14 protein-coding genes and 1 pseudogene are annotated in these 17,793 nt (G+C 60.5%); 6 read left to right on the forward strand and 9 right to left on the reverse strand.

Translation table 11 applies throughout. From position 1 onward, the window contains the following. Positions 1-17: 17 nt before the first annotated feature. Entirely contained in the window at positions 18-3,836 is a 3,819-nt protein-coding gene (locus ACYPYQ_RS02840; protein ID WP_459719216.1) for a DUF3683 domain-containing protein, read from the reverse strand. A gap of 90 nt (positions 3,837-3,926) precedes the next feature. Here ACYPYQ_RS02840 and thpR point away from each other — a divergent pair, with 90 nt between their 5' ends. Further along, a complete protein-coding gene (gene thpR / locus ACYPYQ_RS02845) occupies positions 3,927-4,469 on the forward strand; it encodes an RNA 2',3'-cyclic phosphodiesterase (protein WP_459719219.1) in 543 nt (180 codons plus the stop codon). Positions 4,470-4,496: 27 nt separating this feature from the next. Then, a complete protein-coding gene (corA, locus tag ACYPYQ_RS02850; RefSeq protein ID WP_459719222.1) occupies positions 4,497-5,456 on the forward strand; it encodes a magnesium/cobalt transporter CorA in 960 nt (319 codons plus the stop codon). Between the two features lie 93 nt (positions 5,457-5,549). Here corA and ACYPYQ_RS02855 read toward each other — a convergent pair whose 3' ends face one another. Next, positions 5,550-6,320, reverse strand: coding sequence for a tRNA threonylcarbamoyladenosine dehydratase (locus ACYPYQ_RS02855; RefSeq protein WP_459719225.1), 771 nt, complete (start codon positions 6,318-6,320; stop codon positions 5,550-5,552). A gap of 1 nt (position 6,321) precedes the next feature. After that, the gene (locus tag ACYPYQ_RS02860; RefSeq protein ID WP_459719228.1) at positions 6,322-7,098 is read right to left on the reverse strand and encodes a TatD family hydrolase; all 777 of its coding nucleotides are present in this window, start codon (positions 7,096-7,098) and stop codon (positions 6,322-6,324) included. Positions 7,099-7,165: 67 nt separating this feature from the next. On the opposite strand from ACYPYQ_RS02860, the gene aroC reads away from it, so the two are divergent. The 3 genes from aroC to ACYPYQ_RS02875 all read left to right on the forward strand — a co-directional run bounded on the left by aroC (position 7,166) and on the right by ACYPYQ_RS02875 (position 11,034). Continuing rightward, positions 7,166-8,260, forward strand: coding sequence for a chorismate synthase (gene aroC / locus ACYPYQ_RS02865; protein ID WP_459719232.1), 1,095 nt, complete (start codon positions 7,166-7,168; stop codon positions 8,258-8,260). A 21-nt stretch (positions 8,261-8,281) separates the two neighbouring features. Further along, the gene (locus tag ACYPYQ_RS02870) at positions 8,282-8,692 is read left to right on the forward strand and encodes a hypothetical protein (protein ID WP_459719237.1); all 411 of its coding nucleotides are present in this window, start codon (positions 8,282-8,284) and stop codon (positions 8,690-8,692) included. Positions 8,693-9,375: 683 nt separating this feature from the next. Next, positions 9,376-11,034 carry an ArnT family glycosyltransferase gene (locus tag ACYPYQ_RS02875; protein WP_459719240.1) on the forward strand — a complete coding sequence of 553 codons (1,659 nt, stop codon included), beginning with the start codon at positions 9,376-9,378 and terminating at the stop codon, positions 11,032-11,034. Positions 11,035-11,041: 7 nt separating this feature from the next. Here the strand turns inward: ACYPYQ_RS02875 and ACYPYQ_RS02880 are convergent, their stop codons facing one another. From ACYPYQ_RS02880 to folB, 5 genes are all read right to left on the reverse strand, one after another. Beyond that, positions 11,042-12,688: an ArnT family glycosyltransferase gene (locus ACYPYQ_RS02880; protein WP_459719243.1), complete on the reverse strand. Its 1,647-nt coding sequence runs from the start codon at positions 12,686-12,688 to the stop codon at positions 11,042-11,044. Beyond that, positions 12,689-14,119, reverse strand: a complete 1,431-nt coding sequence (locus ACYPYQ_RS02885; RefSeq protein WP_459719248.1) for a M48 family metalloprotease — start codon at positions 14,117-14,119, stop codon at positions 12,689-12,691. Positions 14,120-14,186: 67 nt separating this feature from the next. Beyond that, on the reverse strand, positions 14,187-14,408 hold the full coding sequence (gene rpmE / locus ACYPYQ_RS02890; protein WP_459719251.1) for a 50S ribosomal protein L31: 222 nt from the start codon (positions 14,406-14,408) through the stop codon (positions 14,187-14,189). A 123-nt stretch (positions 14,409-14,531) separates the two neighbouring features. Beyond that, positions 14,532-15,176: an outer membrane beta-barrel protein gene (locus ACYPYQ_RS02895; RefSeq protein WP_459719254.1), complete on the reverse strand. Its 645-nt coding sequence runs from the start codon at positions 15,174-15,176 to the stop codon at positions 14,532-14,534. A 97-nt stretch (positions 15,177-15,273) separates the two neighbouring features. Next, positions 15,274-15,624 (reverse strand): dihydroneopterin aldolase, encoded by a 351-nt coding sequence (folB, locus tag ACYPYQ_RS02900; RefSeq protein ID WP_459719307.1) that lies wholly within the window; start codon positions 15,622-15,624, stop codon positions 15,274-15,276. Positions 15,625-15,701: 77 nt separating this feature from the next. Between folB and plsY the strand changes: the two are divergent. Next, positions 15,702-16,301 (forward strand): annotated as a pseudogene (plsY, locus tag ACYPYQ_RS02905) (glycerol-3-phosphate 1-O-acyltransferase PlsY); the annotation flags it as partial. Positions 16,302-16,440: 139 nt separating this feature from the next. On the opposite strand, the gene tsaD reads toward plsY, so the two are convergent. Further along, positions 16,441-17,466, reverse strand: coding sequence for a tRNA (adenosine(37)-N6)-threonylcarbamoyltransferase complex transferase subunit TsaD (gene tsaD / locus ACYPYQ_RS02910; RefSeq protein WP_459719261.1), 1,026 nt, complete (start codon positions 17,464-17,466; stop codon positions 16,441-16,443). Between the last annotated feature and the right edge of the window lie 327 nt (positions 17,467-17,793).

Genomic DNA, 17,793 nt, shown 5'->3' on the forward strand with positions numbered 1-17,793 from the left:
TCCTTTCCGTAACGACCCTATAGCAACACGCGCTCGATACCACCTGCGTTCGCCAGCATCACGTATTCCGCCTGCCAGTTCGGACCCAGCAGATGCTTCGCCATCTCCACTACGATGTAGTCGGCATCCGCCCCCACGTCTTCAGTATAGCGCGACAGACCTTGCTGACAGGCGGGGCAGGAGGTCAGCAACTTCACTTCGCCTTCGTAGCCGTCGGCACGCAAGTCGGCGCTGCCCTTGCGCAGTTCTTCTTCCTTGCGGAAGCGAACCTGCGTCGCGATGTGTGGCAGCGACACGCCGAAAGAACCCGCTTCACCGCAGCAGCGGTCGTTCAGCGGCACCTCGGTCGCCATCAGCGTCTTTACCACGTCCAGCGACTTGTGCGTCTTCATCGGCGTGTGGCAAGGCTCGTGATACATGTAGCGCAGACCTGTGGCCTGATCCAGCTTCACGCCTTTCTCCAGCAGGTACTCGTGGATGTCGAGCAGGCGGCAGCCGGGGAATATCTTGTCGAACTGGTATTGCAGCAATTGGTCCATGCAGGTACCGCAGGACACGATCACCGTCTTGATATCCAGATAGTTCAGCGTGTTCGCCACGCGGTGGAACAGCACACGGTTGTCGGTGGTGATCTTGCTGCCCTTGTCGGCGTTGCCGGAAGCCGTCTGCGGATAACCGCAGCACAGGTAGCCGGGCGGCAGCACGGTGGTCGTGCCCAGGTTGTAGAGCATGGCTTGCGTCGCGAGTCCCACCTGCGAGAACAGGCGCTCGGAACCGCAGCCGGGGAAGTAGAACACCGCTTCCGATTCCTCGCTCGGGGTGTGCGGGTCGCGGATCACCGGCACCACGGTATCGTCCTCGATGTCCAGCAGGGCGCGCGCCGTCTTCTTGGGCAAACCGCCCGGCATCGGCTTGTTGATGAAATGGATCACCTGCGCCTTCAGCGGCGGCTTGCCCACGGTCGCGGGCGGATGCTGCGTCTGGCCGTTGAGCAGGCCGAACTGTTTGGCCAGTCGATGTGCCAGACGTTGTCCCTTGTATGCCCACTCGATCATCACCTTGCGCACCGTCTTGATGGTGGCCGGGTCGGTGGCGTTGAGGAACAGCATCGAGGTGGCAGTGACCGGGTTGAATTTCTTCTGTCCCTGCTTGCGCAGGAAGTTGCGCATGGAGACCGACACGTCGCCGAAGTCGATGTCGACCGGACACGGCTTCTCACAGCGGTGGCACACGGTGCAATGGTCGGCCACATCGTTGAACTCGTCGAAGTGGCGGATGGAAACGCCGCGCCGCGTCTGCTCCTCGTACAGGAAGGCCTCGATCAGCAGCGAGGTGGCGAGGATCTTGTTGCGCGGCGAATACAGCAGGTTGGCGCGCGGCACATGCGTGGTGCACACCGGTTTGCACTTGCCGCAGCGCAGGCAGTCCTTGATCGAGTCGGAGATGTCGCCCAGTTCGCTCTTCTCCAGGATCAGGCTCTCCAGTTCCATCAGGTTGAAGCTGGGGGTGTAGGCGCGCTCCAGGTTGCTGCCCGGCAACAGTTTGCCGCGGTTGAAACGGCCGTCCGGATCTACCTTGTGCTTGTAGGCGATGAACGGCGCGATCTCCTTCTCTTCGAGGAAGTCGAACTTGGTGATGCCGATACCGTGCTCGCCCGAGATCACGCCGCCCAGGTCTTTCGCCAGTTGCATGATGCGGTCCACCGCGCCGTTCGCCTGTTGCAGCATGGCGTAGTCGTCGGAGTTGACCGGGATGTTGGTATGCACGTTGCCGTCGCCGGCATGCATATGCAGCGCCACGAACACGCGGCTCTTCAGTACCTGCTGATGGATGGCGGTGCACTGCTCCAGGATGAGCTGGTAGGTGCCGCCGCTGAAGATGTTGCGCAGCGGCTCGCGCAACTCGCGCTTCCACGAGGCGCGCAGCAGATGGCGTTGCACCGCGTCGAATACGGTGACGGCGTCTTGGGCATCCTGCGGCGCGAACGTGCAGTCGGCCAGGGGAGCATCCAGATGCTGGAGCAGCCAGCTCCAGCGCGCGCGCACCTCGGTCATCAGTTTGCGCGCGGCCAGCGGGCGCTCGCCCAGCAGCTCGGCATCGCCGAGTTGCGCATCGTCCTGGTAATGCAGCGGCAACTCGCCCGCAAAGAACTCGTCCAGCGCGTCCAGCAGCTTGATCTTGTTCTGCAGCGACAGCTCGATGTTGATGCGTTCCACGCCGTCGCAATAGTCGCCCATGCGCGGCAGCGGGATCACCACATCCTCGTTGATCTTGAATGCGTTGGTGTGTTTGGCGATGGCGGCGGTGCGCGCGCGGTCCAGCCAGAACTTCTTGCGTGCCTCGGCCGAGACGGCGATGAAACCCTCGCCATGGCGCAGGTTGGCCAAGCGCACGATCTCGGAGGCCATCGCGCCCACAGCCGCCTCGTCGTCGCTCACCACGTCGGCGATCAGCACCATCTTCGGGCGCGTGCCGCGTTTGGATTTGGTGGCGTAGCCGACCGCTTTCAGATAACGCTCATCCAGATGCTCAAGACCGGCCAGCAGCACTTCCTTGCCGGCGCGGTTGTCGAGCAGGGAGGTGATCTCGACGATGGCCGGCACGGCTTCGCGCACCTGGCCGAAGAATTCCAGACACACGGTGCGTGTATGTTCCGGTGCGCGGTGCAGCACGAAACGCGCCGAGGTGATGATGCCGTCACAGCCTTCCTTCTGTATGCCGGGCAGGCCGGACAGGAACTTGTCGGTCACATCCTTGCCGAGGCCGGTCTTGCGGAAGGCGCTGCCAGGGATGGTCAGGGTCACCGGCTGGCCGGACATGGGTTTGTCGTGGCGGTCGTAGCGGCTGATGCGGAAGGTCGCGTGTTCGGCATCGTGGATCTTGCCGAAGTTGTGGTCCATGCGCTCGACCAGCATCCAGCGCCCGTCCGGCGCGACCATCTTCCACGACACCAGATTGTCCAGCGCGGTGCCCCACAGCACGGCTTTCTTGCCGCCCGCGTTCATGGCCACGTTGCCGCCGATGCAGGAGGCGTCCGCCGAGGTCGGGTCGACCGCGAACACCAGATCGGCCGCTTCCGCCGCTTCCATCACGCGCCGCGTCACCACGCCCGCGCCGCAATGGATAGTGGCGTAGGGCTGGTCGTGACCGGGCAACACCATGGACTCCACCGCCGAGATCGCATCCAGCTTCTCGGTATTGATCACCACGGAATATTTGTCCAGCGGCACGGCACCGCCGGTGTAGCCGGTGCCGCCGCCACGCGGGATGATGGTCAGGCCGAGTTCGATGCAGGCGCGCACCAGCGGCGCGACCTCTTCCTCGTTGTCCGGATTGAGCACCACGAAGGGATATTCCACGCGCCAGTCGGTGGCGTCGGTCACGTGCGAGACGCGGCTCAGGCCGTCGAACTGGATGTTGTCGCGGCGGGTGATGCGCGACAGGGAGCGCAGCGTGCGCTTGCGCAGTTTCAGGGTGGTCTCGAAATCCTCGGCGAAATTCTCCACCGCTGCGGTGGTGAGTTCCAGCAGGCGCTTGACCACTTCGTTGTCCTGACGACGCGCTTCGATGGCGTTCAGGCGGTGGTGCAGCGCGCCGATCAGCGCCCGGCGGCGTTTGCGGTTGGAGAGCAGGTCGTCTTCCAGATAGGGGTTGCGCGTCAGCACCCAGATATCGCCCAGCACCTCGTACAGCATCTGGGCCGAGCGGCCGGTGCGGCGTTCCGCGCGCAGGGTGTTGATGATCTCCCAGGCCTCGTCGCCGAGCAGGCGCAGCACGATCTCGCGGTCGGAGAAGGAGGTGTAGTTGTAGGGTATTTCACGTAAACGCGCGTTCATGCAGGCAAGCCCCTGTTACAAGGCGCGCATTCTACCCGAATGCGCCTGCATACTCGACCCCGATGCGCATAAGGCGTTAGCATCCGCGACATGGAATCCGCCCCCGAGAAATCCCGCCGTCTGTTCTTCGCTCAGTGGCCCACTGCAGCGGAAAGCGAGGCGCTGGCCTGCTGGCAGGCACCGCTGCTTCAACGGTGTGGCGGCAAGGTGATGCAAACCGACACCCTGCATTGCACGTTGGCGTTTCTGGGGGAGGTTGCGGAGCATAGGCTGGAAGCCTTGCGACTGGCCGCGCAGGAGGTGGCGTTCCGGCCCTTCGGGCTGACGTGGCGCGGCGCGCATTACTGGGGCCACAACCACATCGTCTACGCGGCACCGGATGCGATACCGCCCGCGCTCGGCGCTCTGGTCGCCGCGTTGCAGGACAGCCTGCGCGCGCACCGCTTCCGCTTCGAAGACCGTCCCTACAAGCCGCATGTCACGCTGCTGCGCCATGCGAGCTGGACGGATGCGCCGCTGCCGTCCATGCCAGCCGTGCACTGGCAGGCGCGCGATTTCGTGCTGGTTCAATCGCTGGGCGATGCGCACGGGGCTCGCTACGAAGTGCTGTGCCGCTTCGGCGGGCGGGCATAGAATGCCGCGTACATACGGGGAGGATAGATGCTCAATGCATTCACGCTGAAAAACGGTCGTCTGGAACGCCTGACCTTCGAAGTGACGGACGATCTCGCCTCGTCTGCCATCGTCTGGATCGATATGTATGCCGCCAGCGAGGCCGAAGTGGCGCAAGTGGAGCGGTCCTTCGATCTGCGCTTGCCCAGCCCCGAGCATCTGCGTGACATCGAGGCCAGCGCGCGCTTCTATGAGCACGACGGCAAGCTGCATCTGCGTTCCGATTACCTGTCCGGCACGGAGAGCCACGCGCACAGTGTGGCGGTGGCCTTCGTGCTGGCCGGCGAGACGCTGATCAGCATCCACGACGAGGATCTGCCCATCTTCCGGCTGTTGCGCATCCGACTGCATGCGGAGTCCGGGCCTATCGAAGACAGTCGCGACGTGCTGATCGAGCTGTACGGCATGGATGTGGAGTTCTCGGCCGACGCGCTGGAGGAGGTGTATGCCGACCTGGGGCGGGTCAGTCAGAGCGTGTTGAACGAGACGCTGAGCGACAAGCAGGCGCGCGAGTCGCTGGCCGAGATCGCCCATGCCGAACACGTCAACGGTCGCATCCGGCGCAACGTGATGGATACGCAGCGTGCGCTATCCTTCATGGTGCGCACCAAGTCGCTGACTCCCTCGCAGGTGGAGGAAGTGAAACAGATCCAGCAGAACATCGAATCGCTGGACGGTCATACCGCCTTCCTGTTCGACAAGATCAACTTCCTGATGGATGCCGTCATAGGCTTCATCAACATCAATCAGAACCGCGTCGTGAAACTGTTCTCCGTGGTGTCGGTCGCATTGCTGCCGCCCACACTGATCGCGTCCATCTACGGCATGAATTTCCAGTTCATGCCGGAATTGCAGTGGCAACTGGGTTATCCCTTCGCGCTGTTGTTGATGCTGCTCACGGTCGGCGTGCCCTTGTTCATCTTCTGGCGCAAAGGCTGGCTGAAGTAGCGATGCGCATCCGGTCGGTGACCGGCAGGTCGCCGTCGACGATCATCTGCGCAACACGTTGCAAGTGCGTGATGCGGGAGCACGGGAGGTCGTCTATTCTTTGGCGGCCAGCAGCTTGTCGATGCACCAAGCTGCTGCCACGAAACCCATGCTGGCTGTCACCGTCACCGCCGAACCGTAACCCGAGCAACTCAGGTCGGCCGTCGAGCAGGCCGCGCCGCGTTGCGACGGTTCTTCCAGATAGATGCAGGTCACGCCGAACTTGCCGTTGCTGCGCGGATGGATGTTGAAATCCTTCTTCAGCAGGGTGCGGATGCGTGCCAGCAATGCATCGTGCGTGGTGCGCGCCAGATCGTCGCGCCGCAGTCTCAGCGCATCGCGCTTGCCGCCCGCCGCACCGCACACGACGAGCTTCATCTTGTTGAAACGCGCATGCACGATCAGCGCCGCCTTCACCTTCACCTCGTCGCAGGCATCGATCACCGCATCGAACGTATCCGGCGGCAGTAGCTGCCGCATGTTCTCCTCCGTCAGAAAATCATCCACCGCCGTCACCCGGCAAGCGGGATTGATGTCCGCGATGCGCGTGGCGAGCGCCTCGGTCTTGGCCATGCCCAGTGTGCTATCCAGCGCCTGGATCTGCCGGTTCACGTTCGACACGGCCACATGGTCGAAGTCGATCAGCGTGACATTGCCGATGCCGCTGCGCGCCAGCGCTTCCACCGCCCAGGAACCCACACCGCCCACGCCGATGACGGCGACGCGCGCCTTGTGCAAGGCCATGCGTGAGCCGTCGCCGTAGAGGCGGTCAATGCCGCCGAAGCGGCGTTCGTGCAGGTCGTCGAGGGGATGGCGGTGCGGCATGTCAGTGCGTCACGGGAAGCTCGGGGAGCGCGGAAGATACATTCTCTGTCGTGATGCGCGCAATCTCTTCGATGGACATGCCGCGCAGATCGGCCAGCGTCTGCGCGATGCGCGCGATGTATTCCGGCTTGTTCGGCTGCCCGCGTTCGAGGAAATCGGGCGGGATGTCCGGCGCGTCGGTCTCCAGCACGATGCTCTCCAGCGGCAAGGTGGCGGCCAGTTCGCGAAGTTTCGTCGCGCGGCTATAGGTCATCGCTCCGCCGAAGCCGAGTTTGAAGCCGAGCTTGATGAATTCGTCCGCCTGCTGGCGGCTGCCGTTGAAGGCGTGTGCGATGCCGCCCACCACCCTGTGCTGGCGCAGATGCTTGAGGATCACATCCTGCGCGCGGCGGATATGCAGCAACACCGGCAGATCGAATTCCTGCGCCAGCTTGAGCTGCTCGACGAAGAAGTGTTCCTGCCGCGCGCGATCGAAATGGTCGATGAAGAAATCCAGCCCGATCTCGCCGATGGCGACCGGGCGTTTTTGTTGCAGCAGGTCGCGCAGCGCCGCCAGGTCGTGCGGCAGCGCATCGTCGGTGTACATCGGGTGGATGCCGTAGGCGGGTGAGCAGGTCGGGAAGTCCTCGCACAGTTCGCGCACGGTCTCGAAGTTGGCGCGGGCGACCGAAGGTACCACGATACGTGTCACGCCGGCATCCCGTGCGGCGCGCACGATGTCGTCCTGGGTGTCGCCGAACTCTGCGGCGTCGAGGTGGCAGTGGGTGTCGATGAACATGTCCGGCGGTGTCTTTGGCTAGTGACGCCATGTTAAACTCGCGCCACCAATTAAGCGAGACAACACCATGTCTGGAAACACCTTCGGCACCCTGTTTACCGTCACTTCCTTCGGCGAATCGCACGGCAAGGCCATCGGCTGCATCGTCGACGGCTGCCCGCCCGGCATGGCACTCAGCGAAGCCGACATCCAGCCCGAACTGGACCGCCGCAAGCCCGGCACCTCGCGCCATGTCACCCAGCGCCGCGAATCGGACACGGTGGAGATCCTGTCCGGCGTGTTCGAAGGCAAGACCACCGGCACGCCCATCGCCCTGCTCATCCGCAACGAAGACCAGCGCAGCAAGGACTACGGCAGCATCGCCGACACCTTCCGCCCCGGCCATGCCGATTACACCTACTGGCAGAAATACGGCATCCGCGACCATCGTGGCGGTGGCCGCGCCTCGGCGCGCGAAACGGCCGCGCGGGTCGCGGCCGGTGCCATCGCCAAGAAATGGCTGGGCGAGACCTACGGCGTGGAGGTGCGCGGTTATCTGGAACAGCTCGGCGAGATCAAGGTGCCGTTCAAGAGCTGGGGCGACGTGCACGCCGAAGGCAACAGCTTCTTCGTGGCCGATGCCAGTTATGTCGGTCAGCTCGAAGACTACATGGACAACCTGCGCAAGAGCGGCGACTCCATCGGTGCCAAACTCGCCGTCATCGCACACAACGTGCCGGTGGGCTGGGGTGAGCCGGTGTTCGACCGCATCGACGCCGACATCGCCCACGCACTGATGGGTATCAACGCCGTGAAGGGCGTGGAGATCGGCGACGGCTTCGCCTGTGTCACGCAGAAGGGCAGCCAGCACGGCGACGAACTCACGCCGCAAGGTTTCAAGACCAACCACGCCGGCGGCATCCTCGGCGGCATCACCACCGGGCAGGACATCGTGGCGCGTTATGCCATCAAGCCGACCTCAAGCATCCGTATCGAACGCGATTCGATCAACAAGGCGGGGGAGGCGGTGAAGGTCTCTACCGAGGGGAGGCATGATCCTTGTGTGGGGATCAGGGCTACGCCGATTGCGGAGGCGATGGTGGCGTTGGTGTTGATGGATCATGCGTTGCGGAATCGGGGGCAGTGTGGGGATGTGATTTGTGAGACTCCGAAGATTCGTTAATCAAACAAGAAAGCTAAAGTGATGAGTGCTGCGATATTTTCGTTTTTCGGAATTATTATTGGTGCCTTATTGCAGTATCTTTTTACGCGGCACCTTGATAATCAGAAGCATCGTCGAGACTTGAGGGCGAAGTCATACACAGACTATTTGAACTGCGTGTGTGAACACGCGAACTTGGCAAGGCGGCAGTTACAGAAAAGTGGTGAACTGTTCGTAAAGACGGCTGATGCAAAAGCGCGAATTTGCTTATATGGTTCTCCAGAAACTGTTCGTGCATTTGCCGTCTTTGAAAAGCTTGGCGCCACAATGAATACTCCAGAGCAGCGTGCAGCGTTCACTTCTATGGTGGCGGTAATGCGTAGTGATTCTGGCGGTGACGATAAAGTTAAGCTCAAGGATTTAGAAGTAGTGCTTCTTGGGGTGCATGATTAGCAAGTGTAGGATGGGTTGAGCGTAGCGATACCCATCAATCAAAGTCAACACCGTCGGGGGTTGCCCGACAGCAAGTTACTTTCTTTTGCTTCGCCAAAAGAAAGTAACCAAAGAAAAGGCGACCCTGGTTTGCCGCCCCTGCGGGGTTCCCTGCGTTGCTCGAACGGTCGGGCCTCCTCATAAACTCGCACGATCCGCTGCGCGGCCACGTGCTCAAACATATTCGTCGGACTACCCCCGCCCGTCCTGCGCTACTCGGCGGCGCTCAAGGGAATGAAAATCCACTACGGTTTTGTGTGCGCTTTGCGCACGCTTCATTTTTGTTTGGCGATGCGGGCAAAGCCCGCATCGCAGGTTTTGGGATTTTGCTTTTGACGTTCTTTCCCCTGTGCGCCGCCGAGTAGCGGAGACTGGTCAGGGGATGTCGGCGAGGACTGTCTGAGCGCGTAGCGCGAGTTCCGCAGCCGCCTGACCAGTCGAGCAACGCAGGGAACCCACGAAGTGGGCGGCAAACCGGGGGCGACTTCTTTTGGTTACTTTTCTTGGCAAGACAAGAAAAGTGACTTGCTGTCGGGCAACCCCCGACGGTTTTGACTTTGATTCTGATTGATGGGTATCGCTACGCTCCACCCATCCTAAGCGCTCAGCACGAACGATGAGCGGAAGCGTTATCATCGCCCCCCATGAACCTCACCCACATCAAATACCTCTCCCTGTTCGCGCTGCTCGTCAATGCCGCCGCGATGCTTTCCCCCATCATCAACGGCGGCGATTCCATCACCTATGCCGCACTGTCGCAGCACATCGCGCTGAGCAACGATTGGGCGAATCTGATGCTGGACGGCAAAGACTGGCTGGACAAACCGCACATGCCGTTCTGGATCACAGCGCTCTTCTTCCAGATTTTCGGAGTGAGTACGTTTGCTTATATCCTGCCGGGCTTCCTGTTCCACATCATCGGCGGCTATTTCACTTATCGCATCGCGCGGTTGTTCTATAGCCGCGAGGCGGCGTGGTTGTCGGTGCTGGTGTATGTGTCGGTGTTCCATCTGATGGATTCTTCCATCGAGGTGAAGGCGGAGACTTACCTGACCGGCTTCATCATGGGCGCGTGTTACTACTGGTTGCGTTACGACGCACAGACCCGGCTGAAGTATCTGTTGCTGGGGGCGGCGTTCACGGCGGGGGCGGTGATGACCAAGGGCGTGTTCACGATGATCACCATCACCAGCGGGCTGGTGATTCTGTGGATGTATCAGAAACAGTGGCACAAGTTGTGGAGTGGGAAGTGGTGGTTGGCTTTTGCGTTGTCGTTGGCGTTCACTGCGCCGGAGGTGGTCGCCTTGTACCTGCAGTTCGACGCGCATCCGGAGAAGGTGGTGTTCGGGCAGACGAATGTGTCGGGCATCAAGTTCTTTTTGTGGGATAGCCAGTTCGGGCGCTTCTTCAATGCCGGGCCGATACAGGATACGAGCGGGGGCGGCCATCCGTTCTATTTCGTGCTGGTGTTCCTGTGGGCGTTCCTGCCCTGGGTGGCGGTGTTCTTTGCTGCGATGGTTGCCGGTGTGCGCAAGTTCGCGCAGCGCGCGGTGGAGGAGAACGCAGGTTTCGTTTTCCTGTGCGGTGCGTTCTGCGTGACCTTTGCCTTGTTCAGCGCCACCAGCTTCCAGCTCGATCACTACACGGTGATCCTGTTCCCGTTCGCGGCCATCTTGTGCGGCCGGTATCTGGCTGTACGCATGCAGAATCTGCAGGAGGGGCGGGCGCTGTTGCTTGTGCAACTTGTATTCACGCTATTGCTGCTGGCGTTGGCGATCGGTTTGAGCGTGCATGTCGGTCATGCGGCAGTGTCGTCGCTCGTCGCGACGATCCTGGTGGCGATGCTGGGATATGTGATCATGCAGCGCCGGCAGATGCGTGCCAATGTGTTGCTGGTGTTGCCGCTGTTCGGCATGCTGGCCTTGTACGGATTCCTGGTGTTGACTTCGGCATTGACGTTCATGGCATACAGCGTGGCTTATAACGCGAGCACGCAGTTGGCAGCCCGGCCGATCGCGCCGGTCTACAGTTACAACATGGGGATCGTTTCGCGCGAGCTGGCGGTGTACAACAGCGCGCCTGTGTTTCCAGCAGGCGATCTTGCGCAACTGCCGGCGGACGGGAAGTATTACTTGCTGATCAGCGGGAAAGATCTGGAGGCGATCTCATCAAGGCTAGGACGTTATGAGCAGATTGCTCGGGGTGATTGGGTAGTGCACAAGACGGGCACCTTCCCGCGCTTCCTGCGCCTGGCGCGCGGCGAGGAACCGCTGGAGGATATCCGTATCCTCGCCGTGAACTGAGCCAGGCTCAGCGGATGCGCTGCAGGCGCTGGTAGAGGCGGAAGCGTTCCTGCGGGTTGCCTTGGCGTCCGCCTTCCCACAACTTTTCCCAGCCGATCTCGGCTTCGATAGGCTTGGCCACCGCACCGCCTTGCACCAGCAGCAGGTCGCATTTGCGCGGACTGTAGTCTAGATGGATGTCGCCGAAATACTCCAGCATGGCTTGTTCGCTCTGACCGATGCGCAGGCCGCCGATGCAGTTGTATTGCTTGGGCAGGTTGGTGTTCAGGTCTTCGATCATGTAGCGATAGCTCTTGCCGTTATCCAGCCAGGGCAGCCATAGGGTCATGGTGAGTATCCACAGCAGGGTGACACCGCTGGCCCAGTTGATGAGCGAACGACGCACCGAGCGGCCTACGCGCCAGATCAGAAATACCCACAGCACTGTGACGATCAGCGCGATGGTGAAGGGGGCGGTCTCCAGTTCCGCTTCGAAGCCGGGCTGGTATTCCCTCAGCCAGGCCACGATCTTCGCCCCATAGCCGAGCAGCAGGCCGGCCCACCCCCACCACATCAGGATGGCGATCAGGGCAAAAGTCATGATGCCGAACCAGTCGAGTGCGTTGGCTGCGCCCCGGCGCAGGGTCGAGAGCGACGCGCTGGCAAGCAGGGCGATGGGCAACAGCATCGGCATGCCGTTCTGGTCGTTGATGTCAGGCACGAAACTGAGCACGACCAGCATCACGATGAAACTGACCAGCAGCAGCTGGAACTCCGCTTCATGCCACATGCGTTTGCGCGCTTCCCACACCGTCCATGCGGCGAGCGGCGCGGCAGGCCAGGCCATCCACGGCAGCGACTTGAGGTAATAGAAGGTGTCGTTGAATTGTCCGTTGGCGGCGAAGGCGAACCAGCGTCCGATGTTGCGCGTCCAGAACCATTCGTGGAACAGCTCGGGAGAGTGCTGATGCAGCATCATCGGCCACATCAGCAACCACGGCAGGGCAGCCAGCAAGGCGATACCCAGCGTGTTGAGGTAGTTGCGCGTCCGCCAGTTGCTGAACGACAACAGGCTCAGGCTGATCGCGCCGAACAGGATGGGTGCGATGACGCCTTTGCTCATGAAGCCGATACCCAGTCCGATGCCTGTGATGAGTCCGGCCAGTTGCGGTCGGCGCAGGCTCAGGGCGTAGCCATACAGCATCATGGCGCAGCCGGTGAGCAGAGCGTTGTCGGTGAGGATCTCGTGGCCGCGCACCAGCATGCCGAGGCAGCCGATGAGGATGATGGCGGTGGGCCAGCCGCGATTGTTGCCGAACAGTTCGCGGCCGGTCAGTCCGGCGAACAGCAGGGTGAGGGAGGTGAAGAAGCCGGTGGCCAGCCGAGCGCCGTCATGCAGCGGCAGCCACGACGAGAACAGTTGCGCGAATGCGGTCGCGGTCCAGTAGTACAGCGGCGGTTTTTCCAGATACGGCTGTCCGGCCAAAGTGGGAACCAGCCAGTCGCCGCTGCTGATGAAGTGATGGACGATGCCGAAGCCGTACAGTTCGTCAGGCTTCCACGGGTCGTGCCCGACCAATCCGGTCAGCACCCATACCGCGCACAAGGCAAACAGCAGCGCAGCCTTGAGCGGTGTGATCTCTGGTTCTTTCAGCTTGGTGAAATATTCGTACATCTATTCGACGACTTTCATCAGTTGACCTGCGACGGGCTCGCCTTGCGGGTATTGCGCGTTGATCAGGCGCAGGTATTTCTCTGCATTGCGTCCCAGCGGCGAGCGTCGGGCCAGCGCCGCATAGGTGTCGCCTTCCTTTGCCGTGACCAGCTGCAGCGTCAAAGGTTTGATCTTTTCGCGTTCTTCCGCACTCAAGGTCTTGAAGCTGCTGATGGTGGCTTCAAGCGCAGTGCGATGGGCGGCAAAAGCCTGCGCTGACTTGGCACTACCCTTGATCAGGAAGGCACGCCCCGCATCATAGACCACGCCCAGCAGGGTGTGGTCTATCTCGCCGAGCGCGGCAGTGTGTCCATGGATCTGCATGGTCGCTATCCTGGCGTTTCGTCCGAGCTTGCTGCGCACATATTCGACCGCAGTGCCGGCAGGCTTGGGGTCTAGCCCGAACTGGAGCAGTGCGTCATTGCCGGGGCTGATGGCGAGCAACTGGGTGGGCAGATTCTTCACGCTCCATTCTGAGGGGAAGGCGAGCGTGATGGCGAGGTCGCGATGCATGAAGCGGTTGTCGCGCACCACGCCTTCGTCCACGCTGTCGCCAAAAGTGAGTCCTGCGGTCTGGCGCAGATATTCCTCGCGGTTCTCAGCGGGATTCGCGACGGTGAGCGTGCCGGCTTCGCCGACCACTTGCTGCAGGCGCGTGTCGTTGTCCGGGTGGGTGGCGAAGGTGCCGTGATAGCGGCGCGGCTCGCGGCCTTCCTGCTTCGCGATCTCGGCGTCGAACAGCTCCTGGTTCTTCAACACGCCGACCACGCGGATCATCGCTTGCGGATCGTATTCCGTGCGGGCCAGATACTGCGCGCCGAGACGGTCGGATTCGAGCTCGTGCTCTCGTCCATAACCGGACAGCAGTGCACCGCCCAACAGGTTGCTCACGTCATGGAAGGCCTGATTGTTCAATTCAGGAACAAGGATGGATGCCAGCTGGATGCCAAGGTTGGCGGCTTGCGATGCGCTCTGCTGACGTACCCCGTGACGTGCCGTGACGTGGCCGATCTCGTGGCCCAGTACGGCCGCCATCTCGGCCTCGGAGTTGAGATAGGCCATGATGCCGCGCGTGATGTAGACATAACCGCCGGGCAGTGCGAAGGCGTTGATCTCGGGGGAGTCGAGTACGGTGAAGCGATAGCGCAGGTTGTTGCGGTGGCTGTGCTTGGCCAGGTCCTGGCCAACGCGGTCGACATAGGCTTGCAGTACGGGGTTGGGATAGACCTTGTATTGCTTGCGCACATCGGCATCAGCCTGCCGGCCCAGGCTGATCTCCTGCGCTTCGGACATCATCACGAAATCCTGCTGCCCGGTCACCGGGTTCTGTGCGCAACCGGCGAGCGCCAGTGCGGCGATGCCGGCCAACAGGGATGAGAGCGATCGTGACATATTTCCTCCCGGAAAGAAAAAAGGCAGCCTGCGCTGCCTTTTATTCTATGCGCTTAACGAGGTTCCATTAAGCAGCGGCTTTGCCGCCCATGCTGTACTTGCTGCGGAATTTCTCGATACGGCCCGCAGTGTCCACAATCTTCTGGGTGCCGGTGTAGAACGGATGGCACTCGGCGCAGACTTCGACGTGCAGAACCGGCTTGCCGATGGTGGAGCGGGTGTTGAATTTGTTGCCGCAGCTGCAAGTCACTTCGACTTCAGCGTAAACGGGATGGATGTCAGCTTTCATTTTGTGTTTCCTTGCTTTAGGTTGGGCGCGGCTTGGGTACGCGCACGGATGTGTATGTATAAGGGCGCGCATTATCCATAAAAACAGGGGGGTGGGCAAATGCTTTGTTTTGCACCTGAATCGTCAGAATTTGAGCAGGAAGCCCAGGTAGGTGGTGGTGGTCTTTATTTTTGAGGACTTGCCTAGTTCTCCGAAGCTCTCGTGCTGGAGCCGCAGTGCCAAATCCTTGTTGAAATCATATCGGATGCCCAAGCCTCTGCTGATATTGGTGCTGGAGTCACGGGTGACACTGTGCCAGATTTCGTTGGTGCTGGTTGTCACGATGATTTCCGAGCCGACATCTGCGCTGAGAACCCCCAGCTTGCCGGTTATCGAGAGTGAGTCGCCCAAGTGCAGGGTTCCGGTCCCGGCCGCTTCCCAGCCTATGGCGCTCCATTCCCATGTGTAAGGGATGGGGCCGCTACCGGGAACGCCGGATGGCGTCGATGGTAGTGTGCCTTTTTCGTTGGCGCGGCCAAAATCCCCATAGCCGACTTCTATGCCCCAGTTGGAGGTGAATTGATGCCCGTAGCTGATGCGATATACGGTGTTTTTTTCCGAGCAACTGGCTCCGTTCCCTAACAAATAGGTGCAGGTGCCGGGAGAGTTTGAACGACCAGAACTGATGTTGATGTACGAGTCGTATTTTGTGGAGAAGATATTCGCAGCATGGGCAGGCAGAGTTGCCGCGATACATGCCAGTGCCAGCCAGGTTGATTTGTGATTCATCAGGGATTCCTTTGTGCTTGGACGTCGTTCAAGAATGCTGTCTCTGAAACGGGGCGCATACTGGCACGCCGAAATCCTGCAGGTCAATATGGTTATTTCACTGCCCGCGTTCGATGCTGATGCCGACCTGCTTGCAGTTGCGGATGGCTTGCAGTTTGGCGACGCTGACCCGGACCCAAGGGGCGTTGAAATCCTTGAGGATGATCTGGGCGATGTGTTCGGCCAGTGCTTCCAGCAGGGAAAAGTGTCCTTCACTCAATACCTTCTGCAGGTGCAGGGCGACCTGGGCGTAGTCCAGCGCATCGTTGATGTCGTCGCTCTGGCAGGCGCGGCTGTTGGGCAGGGCGATGTCCAGATCGATCTGCAGGGTCTGCGGGACGCGTTTCTCCCGCTCGTAGATGCCGATCAGGGTCACGACCTTGAGTTCGCGCAGGAAGATGATGTCCATATATAGGTCTTGTTGCTGGTTTGGTTGCATGGGCGCATTCGAGTAGAATCCGCGCTCCGCATTTTAAGGTATTACCGATGACCGCCATTATTTTTGTTGTGCTCGCCTATCTGCTGGGCTCGATCTCCTTCGCTGTGTTGATGAGCAAGGCCTTCGGTCTGGCTGATCCGCGCACATACGGTTCCGGCAATCCCGGTGCGACCAATGTTCTGCGCAGCGGGAAAAAAACGGCGGCTGTCCTGACTTTGTTGGGCGATGCGGCCAAGGGGTGGCTGGCGGTGTATCTGGCGATCAGGCTCGCGCCGCACGATGGTGATGGATTGATATTGGTGGCGCTGGTGGCGCTGGCGGTGTTCCTTGGGCATCTGTTCCCGGTGTTCCTGAAGTTCAAGGGCGGTAAAGGGGTGGCGACCGCGCTCGGCGTGTTGCTGGCGTTGAGTGGCTGGATGGGGCTGGCGGTTTTCGCGACCTGGTTGCTGGTGGCGGCCGTGTTCCGCTATTCCTCGCTGTCGGCGCTGGTCGCCGCAGTCGCGGCACCGGTGTACGCCATGCTGGTGCATCTGCGTCCCGAACTGGTGATCGCGACCGGCGTCATGTCATTGCTGCTGATCTGGCGTCACAAGCAGAACATCCAGAACCTGATGGCCGGCAAGGAGAGCAAGATTGGCGGCAAGAAGAAAGAAGAGTCAGTGGCTACTGCCGCAGAGGATGTTGAGTGGCTGGAAAAGTGTAAATGGTGTGGGGAATACACTCCGGGAGAGGAGGTGTTTTGTCGCCATTGCGGAAAGTCGATGGGTGAGGAAAGGTAGGCGTTGTTTATGACCTATAGTTAATTTCCCGCAAATCCCAGCGCGGCTTGATGTTGAAGCGGTAGCCGCGCTGTCCTCCCTGTTTTTGTAAACGCATCGCGCCCGCGAAAGCAATCATTGCGCCGTTGTCGGTGCAGAACTCCATATCCGGATAGAACACGCGTGCCCCGCGTCGCGAGACGGCGGCGTCCAGTCGTTCGCGCAAAACCTTGTTGGCCCCGACGCCGCCGGCCACGACCAATTGCTTCAGGTTGGTATGGGTCAGTGCGGACAGTGCCTTGCTGGCCAGTACGTCGACGATGGCTTCTTGTGCGGCATATGCGATATCGGCTCGTGTCTGGTCGTCATTTGCATTCTTTTGCACGGCCAGTAACACGGCAGTCTTTAGGCCGCTGAAACTGAAGTCCAAATCGCCGCTATGCAGCATGGGGCGCGGCAAGTTGAATCGCCCCGGCGTGCCGTTCTGCGCCAGCCTTGCGAGCAGTGCGCCGCCAGGGTAGTCGAGTCCAAGCAACTTTGCGCTCTTGTCGAAGGCTTCGCCGGCGGCATCGTCCACCGATTCGCCCAGCAATGTGTAACGTCCGATGCCGTCGACACGCATCAGTTGTGTATGGCCGCCTGAGACCAGCAATGCGACGAACGGAAAGGATGGCGCGGGTTCGGATAGCAGCGGCGAGAGCAGGTGGCCTTCAAGATGGTGCACACCTATGGTTGGCACATCCAATGTATACGCGAGCGCATTGGCGATGCTTGCGCCTACCAGCAGTGCGCCTGACAGGCCCGGCCCCTGAGTGAATGCGATCGCATCGATATCTTTCGGTGAGCGCCCTGCCATGCTCAGTACCTGGCGCAACAAAGGCAACGCGTGGCGCACATGGTCGCGGGAGGCGAGCTCCGGCACCACGCCGCCATATTCATTATGCAGGGCGATCTGGCTGTGCAGCGTGTGCGCCAGCAGGCCGTGGCCGTTTTGGTATAGCGCGAGTCCGGTTTCGTCGCAGGAGGATTCGATACCGAGAATGAGCGGGTTCATATGGGTGCATTGTAGTGAATCTGGCTACGAGCATCCTGTGCACGACGGAATATTTCCAGAATATTTCAATAAAGTGTTGACGCGAATTTTTTGCTCCCTATAATGCGCGCCTCTTCGCTGTTGCGGAGTTGAAGTGAAGCAAACCAAGTGTGCGTTTGCTTGTGGTCGATGAAAAGGACCGCGCTTCTGTAGCCTGAATAAATAGTGTGAAAATTTAGTTGACGTAAATAATTTAGTCACTATAATGCGCACCTCTTCGCTGCCACGGTGGTGAAGGAAGCAAGGAAAAAGTTCTTTAAAAGATAGAAAAAACAACCGATTAGTGTG

The sequence above is a fragment of the Sideroxyarcus sp. TK5 genome (assembly GCF_054601595.1).